This window comes from Nesterenkonia sp. (assembly GCF_029265375.1).
GTDB lineage: Bacteria > Actinomycetota > Actinomycetes > Actinomycetales > Micrococcaceae > Nesterenkonia.
Genome location: NZ_JAJUJJ010000043.1, coordinates 1 through 9,486 on the forward strand (window position 1 = coordinate 1; position 9,486 = coordinate 9,486).

The 9,486-nt window shown below is 64.6% G+C and carries 8 protein-coding genes; 3 read left to right on the forward strand and 5 right to left on the reverse strand.

Annotated elements, in window-relative coordinates; translation table 11 throughout:
- The first annotated feature begins 284 nt into the window (after positions 1-284).
- The gene (locus Q1K09_RS12525) at positions 285-1,583 is read left to right on the forward strand and encodes a PLP-dependent aminotransferase family protein (protein WP_300345802.1); all 1,299 of its coding nucleotides are present in this window, start codon (positions 285-287) and stop codon (positions 1,581-1,583) included.
- A gap of 10 nt (positions 1,584-1,593) precedes the next feature.
- On the opposite strand, the gene Q1K09_RS12530 is transcribed toward Q1K09_RS12525, so the two are convergent.
- From Q1K09_RS12530 to Q1K09_RS12550, 5 genes are all read right to left on the reverse strand, one after another.
- Positions 1,594-2,598: a sugar phosphate isomerase/epimerase family protein gene (locus Q1K09_RS12530; protein ID WP_300345804.1), complete on the reverse strand. Its 1,005-nt coding sequence runs from the start codon at positions 2,596-2,598 to the stop codon at positions 1,594-1,596.
- A 20-nt stretch (positions 2,599-2,618) separates the two neighbouring features.
- Complete coding sequence (locus Q1K09_RS12535; protein ID WP_300345805.1) at positions 2,619-3,848, reverse strand: Gfo/Idh/MocA family oxidoreductase; 1,230 nt, start codon at positions 3,846-3,848, stop codon at positions 2,619-2,621.
- Between the two features lie 13 nt (positions 3,849-3,861).
- Complete coding sequence (locus tag Q1K09_RS12540; RefSeq protein ID WP_300345806.1) at positions 3,862-4,923, reverse strand: substrate-binding domain-containing protein; 1,062 nt, start codon at positions 4,921-4,923, stop codon at positions 3,862-3,864.
- Positions 4,924-4,968: 45 nt separating this feature from the next.
- A complete protein-coding gene (locus tag Q1K09_RS12545; protein WP_300345810.1) occupies positions 4,969-5,853 on the reverse strand; it encodes an ABC transporter permease in 885 nt (294 codons plus the stop codon).
- Positions 5,854-6,002: 149 nt separating this feature from the next.
- Positions 6,003-7,523, reverse strand: a complete 1,521-nt coding sequence (locus Q1K09_RS12550; protein WP_300345807.1) for a sugar ABC transporter ATP-binding protein — start codon at positions 7,521-7,523, stop codon at positions 6,003-6,005.
- 106 nt (positions 7,524-7,629) lie between these two features.
- On the opposite strand from Q1K09_RS12550, the gene Q1K09_RS12555 reads away from it, so the two are divergent.
- Together Q1K09_RS12555 and Q1K09_RS12560 are read left to right on the forward strand one after the other, a co-directional pair.
- Positions 7,630-8,844: an ROK family transcriptional regulator gene (locus Q1K09_RS12555; protein ID WP_300345808.1), complete on the forward strand. Its 1,215-nt coding sequence runs from the start codon at positions 7,630-7,632 to the stop codon at positions 8,842-8,844.
- A 16-nt stretch (positions 8,845-8,860) separates the two neighbouring features.
- Positions 8,861-9,349 carry a YajQ family cyclic di-GMP-binding protein gene (locus Q1K09_RS12560; RefSeq protein ID WP_300345809.1) on the forward strand — a complete coding sequence of 163 codons (489 nt, stop codon included), beginning with the start codon at positions 8,861-8,863 and terminating at the stop codon, positions 9,347-9,349.
- Positions 9,350-9,486 lie beyond the last annotated feature (137 nt).

The following is a 9,486-nucleotide window of genomic DNA, read 5'->3' on the forward strand; positions in this document are numbered from 1 at the left end:
CTGCCGGACCATCCGGACCGCGGCTTCCTTCTCCTGCCGGGAATACCGCCGCGTATTCGGGTTCCCCGGAGTGATCTCTGTAGGCATATCTCCATCTTCCTTTCCAAACGATGGAGTCTCCAAGAAACCCAGCGCGCTTCACAGACACCACCGCCTGAAAACCGCCGGGCACCCCATCCACCACAGCCGAACCGAACCCGACCCACCCGACTAACCCACACCCACACGTCTCTGCCCAAGTAATCTGTGACACAGACCCACCGGGCCAACACGGAGGTGCCCTCATGACCGAGCTGGACGCAACTGACCTTGCAACTCGGCTGACTACACGTTCCCCCGCCGGAATTGCCGAACAGGTCGGTCAGCTGATCGAGGAGGGTCAGCTTCCTATGGACTCACGTCTTCCCACTGTGCGCGATCTGGCCCAGGAGGTCGGCGTCAGTGTGGGTACCGTCGCGCAAGCCTGGGGCCTCCTGCGCGAACGCGGACTGGTGGAGACTCGGCGGCGCGGGGGCACCCGCGTCATCGATCCCAGCACAGGATCCCGCCCTCGGTTCCCCGGGTTCTCCCACGTCGACCTGCGTTTCGGCAGCCCGCACCCAGCACTGCTGCCCGACCTCGCAGAGCCGCTTCAGCAGAACGCTCCGCAGCCCACCCTCTCCAGCTGGAACCGACCGCGGCTCAGCGAACAGCTGCGCACCGCGGCACAGCGCGACCTTCCCGTCCGCGCTGAAACAGTGCTGCCCACCTCCACCGGCAGCGAAGCGATGTGGCTGGCAATGCGCGCCGCAGCGTCTCCAGGCGACTCCATCGCCATCGAACACCCCTGCTCCCCCGGCATCGAGGAAGTCGCGCGTGACCTGGGACTGCGCCCGGTTCCCGTCGAGACCGACGGGGACGGACCGTGCGCCGAAGCCCTGCGTCCGATCAGCAGCTCGGTCAAGGCCCTCGTCCTCGCCCCATCCGGCGCATTCGGACACCATGTCCTTTCACCGAAACGCGCCGAGCAGCTGGCCGCGATCCTGGGACCTGGCGGGTCAACCATCATCGAAGACGACCCACTGGGCCCCCTGAGCGAAGACCCCGGCTGCTCCCTCAGCTCCCTTCTGCCGGAGCGAACCCTGCGGGTGCGGGACTATGCACGTGCATTCGGCCCAGATCTGGGCCCCTGCCTGCTTGCGGGTCCCATCGCACTGATTGAAAGAGCCGCAGCCGAACGCAGCGGCGGATGGGGAACGCTCAGCTATATCCTCCAGGACACAGCCGCTGGCCTGATCACCTCTGCCTCACACCGGCGGGCGCTGGCCGGGGTGCGCCGCCACTATCGGAATAAGCACATCATGGCCGTGGAGGCACTTGAGCAGGCCGAACTCGCCGTCTCCTCCCGCCCTGGCAGCTGGAGCATCACCATTCACTCGCCGGATGCAGCTCAGGCGCTCGCCCACCTGGCAGCCCAGGGGGTCGACCTCGCTGCCAGCAGACACGACCAGCTGCGGCTGGTCGTCTCGCAACTGCCCGAAGACCCCGCAGTGCTGGCCGACCTCGCCGCTCTCATCGCGCGGGCAACCAAGCAGCGCGCCTGAACGGCGAGACTCACTGTGAGGAGAAGGCCGCGTCAAACGCCGAGGCGGAGGGCTCGAAGGCATGAGACCGGACGAACTCCAGCGCCTGCGGTGCACCGACCAGCCGGTCCATGCCTGCATCCTCCCACTCCACCGAAAGTGGACCCTGATAACCGATGGCGTTGAGCATTCGGAAGGCGTCCTCCCACGGGACGTCTCCCCGTCCAGTGGAGATGAAGTCCCAGCCCCTGCGCGGGTCCGCCCACGCCAAGTGTGAAGAGAGCCTGCCATTGCGGCCGTCGGTCAGCCGCTTCTTCGTGTCCTTGCAGTGCACGTGATAGATCCGGTCTTGAAAGTCCCACAAGAAGCCCACCGGATCGATGTCCTGCCACACCATGTGCGAAGGGTCCCAGTTCAGGCCAAAGGCTTCTCTGTGCCCGATGGCGTCCAGGGTCCGCTGAGTAGTCCAGTAGTCATAGGCGATTTCCGAGGGATGGACTTCGTGCGCGAACCGCACACCTACCTCGTCGAAGACATCCAGAATGGGGTTCCATCGATCCGCGAAGTCTCGGTATCCAGCTTCGATGAGATCCGGCGACACCGGCGGGAACATGGCCACATACTTCCAGATAGCCGATCCGGTGAAACCGGTGACGGTCCGGACGCCCAACTGTGAGGCGGCGTGCGCGGTCGCCTTGATCTCCTCCGCCGCCCGCTGGCGCACACCTTCTGGGTCTCCATCTCCCCAAATTCGGTCAGGCAGTATGTCCCGGTGCCGTGCGTCAATCGGATCATCACAGACCGCCTGGCCCTTCAAGTGGTTTGAGATCGCATAGACCTTCAAACCGTTCTGCTCCAGAATGTCCAGGCGGTTGCGGACGTAGGAGTCGTCCTCTGCCGCCCGCCACGGATCCAGGTGGTCGCCCCAGCTGGCGATTTCGAGGCCGTCGTAGCCCCACTCGCCGGCCAATCGCGCCACCTCCTCGAACGGCAGATCGGCCCACTGGCCGGTGAACAGGGTGACTGGTCGTCCCATCGATATGCTCCTTCAGCGTTTCAACTGGCTGCAGCGGCCGTTCGGCCGTCGGTGGTGGGCAAGCGGGAGTGATCATGCACCGGCGTCCATCTGCTCTCCGCACCCGCGGAGCGCTCCAGAGCATCCAATACCCGCTGGACATGCAGGCCCTCCTCAAAGCTTGGGCTCGGGGCCAGACCGGCATGTATGGACGAGACAAGATCCACCACTTGGTGCGTGAATCCATGCTCGTATCCCAATCCGTGGCCCGGGGGCCACCAGGCTTCCAGGTACGGGTGTTCCGGCTCTGTCACCAAAATCCGGCGGAAACCAGCGACGGCGGGGTCGGTCTCTGCCTCATAGAGATGCAGAACATTCATCTCTTCAAAGTCGAAAGCGAGCGCCCCGGCTGTTCCAGACACCTCGATGCGCAGAGCGTTCTTCCGACCCCAGGCGTACCGGGTGGCCTCCAAGGTCACCGGCGCTCCTGACTCCAGACGCGCCATGCCCATCGCGGCGTCGTCCACAGTGACCGGCCCTCGCTCGGCCCCGCCGGTGCCGTGCAGTCCGGAGAAGGATTCGGATACGGGCCGCTCAGTGACGAAAGTATCCAGCATGCCGGAGACTCCGGCGAACTTCTGTCCCGTGATGAACGTGGTCAGATCCACCGCGTGAGCGCCGATGTCGCCCAGCGCTCCCGACCCTGCTGAGGCCCGGTCCAGCCGCCAAGACAGTGGGGCCGATTCATCGGCCAACCAATCCTGCAGATACTGGGCCCGGACCTGCCGCACCTCGCCGATGCGGCCCTCCGCCACCAGCCTGCGGGCCAGCTGCACTGCAGGAACGCGGCGGTAGGTGAAGCCCACCATGGACTGCACCCCCCGCTCCCGGGCCGCCTCGGCAGCCGCCGTCATGGCTTCGGCCTCCGCCACAGTATTGGCCATGGGCTTCTCCACCAGCACGTGCTTGCCGGCTTCAAGAGCCGCCTCGGCAATCTCGGCGTGTGTGTTCCCGGGAGTGCAGATGTCCACCAGGTCCACGTCCTCACGCAGGATGGCCCGCCGCCAGTCCGTCTCAACCTCCGCCCACCCCAGCTGATCAGCGGCGCGAGCGGCCGCATCCTGGCTGCGTCCCACCAGCACAGTCATCTCTGGGGCACGGGGCAGGTCGAAGAACCGTGGGGCCGTCCGCCACGCCTGGGAATGGGCCCGGCCCATAAAGGCGTAGCCGATCATCGCCACGCCCAGGCGCGGCTTGGACTGCTTACTCATCTGCGGGGCCTCCTCAAGACTCGAATGCCTGGTCCAGGTACTGCTCCACGTTCTCGGCAGTCACCACCGGTGCATACAGTTGGATTTCACGGGGCACCTCCACCTGAACCAGGTCGCCCATAGCGCGTCCCTGAGCCAGCAGCCTTGCCAGACGTATCCCGTCTGCAGCCTGCGTGGAGGGGTAGATGACAGTGGCCTCGACCACTGAGTCCTCGTCCTGGATCTCACGCATCATATTGGCGGAACCGGCGCCGCCGACCATGAAGAACTCATCGCGGCCCGCGTTCTCCACCGCGGCGAGCACTCCTACGCCCTGATCGTCGTCGTGATTCCAGATAGCGTCGATCTCTGGAGCGGCCTGCAGCAGATTCGACGCCGCCTCTTCGCCTCCCTGCACGGTGAAGTCCGCGGCGACACGGTTGCTGACCTCCAGTCCGCAGTCGGAGAGCGCATCCTCAAAGCCCGCACTGCGCTCCTGGGTCAGCGGCAGGGAATCAATCCCAGCAATTTCAGCGACGACGGCATCGGACTGGTCCCCCAGCCGCTCGCAGATGTAGTTGCCGGCGGATACCCCCATCCCGTAGTTGTCACCCAGGATGGTGGTTCTCGCGGCGAACTCGGAGGAGAACTCGCGGTCCACATTGACCACCGGAATGCCTGCCTCCATGGCGTCGATGGCCACCTCCGTCAGGGCTGCGCCGTCAAAGGGCAGCACCACAATGGCGTCCACCTCATCATTGATGAACTGTTCGATCTGGCTGATCTGCAGGTTGACGTCGTCCGTGCCTTCGGAGACGCGCAAGTCCACGTCCTCGAACAGTTCGCCCTGCTCCTGGGCCGCCGAAGTGATCGCGCCCATCCATCCGTGGCCGGCGGCCGGACCGGAGAAACCGATCACCACTTCTTCCCCGGGTTCGGCATTGTCGCCGGCCGGCGCGGAGTCGGCGGCTGAGCCGTTGTCTTCATCGCCGGCTGCCGCTTCCGGGTCGTTGCTCAAACAGCCGGAGACCATCAGACCAGCTGAAACGACGGCGGCGGCAGCCAGCCACCTGTTGCGAGTGTGAGTGCCGAACATGATTCCTCCTTGGAAGGATGAGTGACTGATGGTGCGGAGATACTGCTAAGTGCGCCCCTCCCGGGCGAACCGCTGCTGCAGAAGAACAGCGACCACGATGATCGCGCCGGTGACAAGGGCCTGAACGGACTGGTCGAGATTGTTCTGCACGAAAATGTTGGTCAGCACGGCGAAGACCAGGACCCCCAGGACTGTCCCCACGATGGTTCCGCGTCCGCCGGCCAGCAGCGTGCCGCCGATGACGACCGCGGCAATGGCATCGAGTTCGTAGAGATACCCGTGGGTGGAGGAGCCTGCCGTGGTGCGTGAGAGCATCATCACCGCGCCGATTCCTGCACAGAGTCCGGCCAGCGCAAAGACCTTGACCTGATGACGTTTGACCTTGATGCCCGCCAGCCGCGCAGCTTCTGGGTTTCCGCCGATCGCGATCGTCCGACGGCCGAAAGTGGTCCGGTTCAGCAGGAACCAGCCGGCGGCGGCGACGAAGAGGAAGATCCAGACGATCACCGGCACACCGAGGAACTCTGCTCGGAATGTGCTGAGAAAGTCTGGGACAGAGACGATCTGGGTCTGGCGCCCGGAGATCACCTCGGCGAAGCCGCGGGCTGCCACCAGCATGGCCAAGGTTGCGATGAACGCGACCACGCGACCGTAGGCAATGATGACGCCGTTGATCAGTCCGCACCCGGCCCCCACCGCCAGGGCGGTGAGCACCATCACGCCCCAATGGATGTCATTGGCCAGGGCCTGAGTTCCCAACGTAGAGGCCCACACCGTGGCCAGACCCATCACCGATCCGACGGAGAGGTCAATACCCCCTGAGGTGATGACAAAAGTGACCCCGACGCTGATCACTCCGATGACCGCGGCCTGCCGGAGGATCACCATCAGGTTGTCCATACTCAGGAAGCGTTCCCCGCCGGTGAGCATGCCGATGACCACTAGTGCCGCCAGCGCCAGCACCAGGCCCAGGCTGTGCCCCAGGCTCAGGCGGGATGCAGCGGTGGGTCCGGTCTCACCGGCCGGGCTGAGATCCCGCTCCACAGATGAGGTGTGACTCTCTGAGGCTCTGTCCAGGCTCATGCCGCGCTTCCTTCCATCACCAGGTCCAAGACTCTGTGCTCATCAATCTCTGCCGCCGGCCCCTGATGCACTACCGCGCCGTCGGCGACGACGAGCACCCGGTCTGCCAGTCCAAGAACTTCTTCGATCTCGCTGGAGACCAGCAGCACTGCAGTCCCCTGGCGGGCAAGATCGCGAATGAGGGTGTAGATATCTGCCCGGGCCCCGACGTCGACCCCGCGGGTGGGTTCATCCAGCAGCAGCACCTCACAGCCGTGGACGAGCCAACGGGCCAGCATCGCTTTCTGCTGGTTGCCTCCGGAGAGTGTGCGGATCTGGCGGTCCACATCCGGCGGTGACAGCTGCAGCGCCTCAGCCTTCTGACGCGCAGCCTGGCGCTCGGCACGCTCATTGAGGAGCAGTCCGCGGGCGAACCGGGCGAACGTTGACAGCGTGATATTGCGATAGATCGGCTGGTCCAGCAGAAGTCCTTGGCTCTTGCGCTCCTCCGGGGCCAAGCCCATGCCATGGTTGACTGCGTCGGTGACGGACCCGGCCCGCAGGACCCGGCCGTGGATCTTCACTGTTCCGGACGTTCGCCGACGAGCCCCATAGAGCGCCTCCAGAATTTCTGAGCGGCCCGCACCGACCAGACCGGCCAGTCCCACCACTTCCCCAGGTCGGACAGTGAAGGAGACCGGGTCGAAGACTCCCTGCACTGCCAAGTCCTCCACCTCCAGCACCGGCTCCTCCGCCGTGGGACCCGAGGGGGCGCCGCCGAAATCGGTGACCACTTCGCGTCCGGTCATCAGGGAGATCAGCTCCGAGGTGGGGGTCTGGCCCACCTCCAGTCCGGTGGCCGCTGTACGACCGTCCTTCAGCACAGTGATGCGGTCGCCGATCCTCCGGATCTCTTCCAAACGGTGAGAGATATAGATCACTGCCACTCCCTGTTCGGTGAGTGAGCGGACCACACGGAACAGGTTGTCCACCTCTTCGGGGTCCAGTACGGCAGAGGGCTCGTCCATAATGATCAGCTGTGCCTGGTAGGACAGAGCTCGGGCCATTGAAACCACCTGCTTGCCGGCCGCTGGAAGCTGGCCCACCTCCCGGTGCGGAGAGATCTCCGGATGGCCCAACCGTGCCAGCAGCTGCGCAGCGTGCTCTGTGGTCCGTTTCCGATGCAGGACTCCGGTGGTGGCCAGTTCGTGACCCAGAAAGATGTTCTCCGCGACGGTGAGCCCGTCCACGACGTCGAGCTCCTGGTACATCGCAGCAATACCCAGCTTCAGGGCGTCCATGGTCGAGCTGATGGTGACCTCTTCGCCATTCCAGCGGATAGCGCCTGCGTCAGGTTGGTGAACTCCGGCGAGCACCTTGATCAGCGTGGACTTTCCAGCACCGTTCTGACCGAGGAGACAATGCACCTCTCCTGCACGGATATCGAGGTCAACGCCGTCCAACGCCGCAGCACCGGGGAAGTGCTTGACGATGCCGCTCATTCGCAGCAGGCGCGAGTCCTGATCCGTTGTGACCATGCTCACACAGTAGACGCACTTTTGCCGCTAGTCAATCAAAAGTTGTTCACTTCGAATGACATCGCCGCACTATGTCGATCAGAAGTGGGGGTGGTTTACTGTCTGCATGCCTTTTGCTGTCATCCCCGGCTCGGTGAACGGTGCTGCATCTGCACCGGCACCAGCGTCCAGCGCCGGAAGCCTCTTTCAGCTGCTGCGTGATGGCACACCCCGGACTCGTGCCGATCTGGCCGCCCGCACCGGCTTGGCTCGCTCCACCGTCTCCACCAGGGTGGAGGAGCTGCTGGCCTCGGGCTTGATCACTCCAGCGGGCGAGAGCTCATCAACCGGGGGGCGCCCACCCAGCACTTTCGCATTCAATCCTCGGGCTCGGTCAGTGCTGGCAGTAGATCTGGGGGGAAGCCATGCCCGGATCGCGGTGACGGACCTGTCCGGCCGCATCCTGGTGGAGCAGGAGCAGGAGCTGGCCATCGCGCAGGGACCGGAGGTTGTGCTGGATGCCGCAGCCGAGGCTGGACTGCGGCTGCTCGATCAGGCGCAGGCTTCACCCCTGATCGGGGTCGGCGTCGGGGTTCCGGGTCCGGTGGAATTCGCCACCGGCCGGCCGACGAGCCCACCAATCATGCCCGGGTGGGACGGGTATGACGTCCCTGGTCATCTGCGCCGCACCTTTGACGTGCCGATCCTGGTGGACAACGACGTCAACATCATGGCCTTGGGGGAGCATGACATGGTGTACCCCGACGTCGCCCACATGATGTTCGTCAAAGTGGCCACCGGCATCGGTTCCGGCATCATCAGTGACGGTCGGCTGCAGCACGGCGCCCAGGGAGCCGCCGGGGACCTGGGGCACATCGCCGCTCCGGGGGAGGACCGCACACCGTGCACGTGTGGGAACCTGGGCTGCCTGGAGGCCGTGGCCTCAGGATCGGCCATCGCGGCCCGGCTGCGTGAGCGAGGACTCGACGTACCCAACCACGCGGCCCTGACTGAACTGGTGCGTGCTGGGGACCTGGACGCTATCCGAGCTGTGCGCGAGGCCGGACGGAACGTAGGGGCAGTGCTGGCCAGCTGCGTCAACATGCTGAATCCGGAGCTCATCGTGATCGGAGGCCTGGTGGTGACGGCCGGCGAACACTTCCTCGCCGGCATTCGGGAGACGATCTATTCGCGCTCGCTGCCGCTGGCCACCAAACACCTGCGCATCGTGGCGACCCAAACCTCCGGGCGCGCCGGTGTGCTGGGGGCCTCAGCGCTGGTGACCACCTACACGCTCTCACCGGAGAGCCTCAACGCTACGCTGGAGGCCCTGCAGTTGTGACGAAAGGAGCCCGCCCGTGGCAAAGGAATCGACGTTCGACATTGTGTCCAAGGTGGATAAGCAGGAGGTCAGCAACGCGCTGAACCAGGCTGCGAAGGAGATCAGCCAGCGCTATGACTTCCGCGGAACCGGTGCCTCAGTCGAGTTCTCCGGAGAGGCGATCCTCATCCGTGCGAACTCCGAGGAGCGGGCCAAGGCCGCACTGGACGTCTTCGAATCCAAGCTCATCAAGCGCGGCATCTCACTGAAGTCCTTCGACGCCTCCGAGCCGAAGGCCTCCGGCAAGGAGTACCGGATCGAGGGGACCATCAAGGAGGGGATCGACCAGCCGACGGCGAAGAAGATCTCCAAGCTGATTCGGGACGAGGGCCCGAAGTCGGTCAAGGCTCAGATCCAGGGCGACGAGCTGCGCGTGAGCTCGAAGTCGCGGGACGACCTGCAGACCGTCATCACCATGCTTCGGGACTTTGAGGACGCCGACCTGCAGTTCGTCAATATGCGCTAGGTGTAGTTCCCCGGAACGTTGTGAACGGGGTTGAGTGATAAAGGAGACCTCCGATATCGGTGTGGGTAACGACACTCACAACCCGATACGGAGGTCTCCCATGATTCACCGTAACGCCCCGATGACACCTGCCGGTA

Coding starts and splice junctions, on each gene's coding strand:
- Q1K09_RS12525 (WP_300345802.1), top strand. CDS start 285: ATGACCGAGCTGGACGCAACTGACCTTGCAACTCGGCTGACTACACGT.
- Q1K09_RS12530 (WP_300345804.1), bottom strand. CDS start 2,598: ATGGGACGACCAGTCACCCTGTTCACCGGCCAGTGGGCCGATCTGCCG.
- Q1K09_RS12535 (WP_300345805.1), bottom strand. CDS start 3,848: ATGAGTAAGCAGTCCAAGCCGCGCCTGGGCGTGGCGATGATCGGCTAC.
- Q1K09_RS12540 (WP_300345806.1), bottom strand. CDS start 4,923: ATGTTCGGCACTCACACTCGCAACAGGTGGCTGGCTGCCGCCGCCGTC.
- Q1K09_RS12545 (WP_300345810.1), bottom strand. CDS start 5,853: ATGCTCACCGGCGGGGAACGCTTCCTGAGTATGGACAACCTGATGGTG.
- Q1K09_RS12550 (WP_300345807.1), bottom strand. CDS start 7,523: ATGGTCACAACGGATCAGGACTCGCGCCTGCTGCGAATGAGCGGCATC.
- Q1K09_RS12555 (WP_300345808.1), top strand. CDS start 7,630: ATGCCTTTTGCTGTCATCCCCGGCTCGGTGAACGGTGCTGCATCTGCA.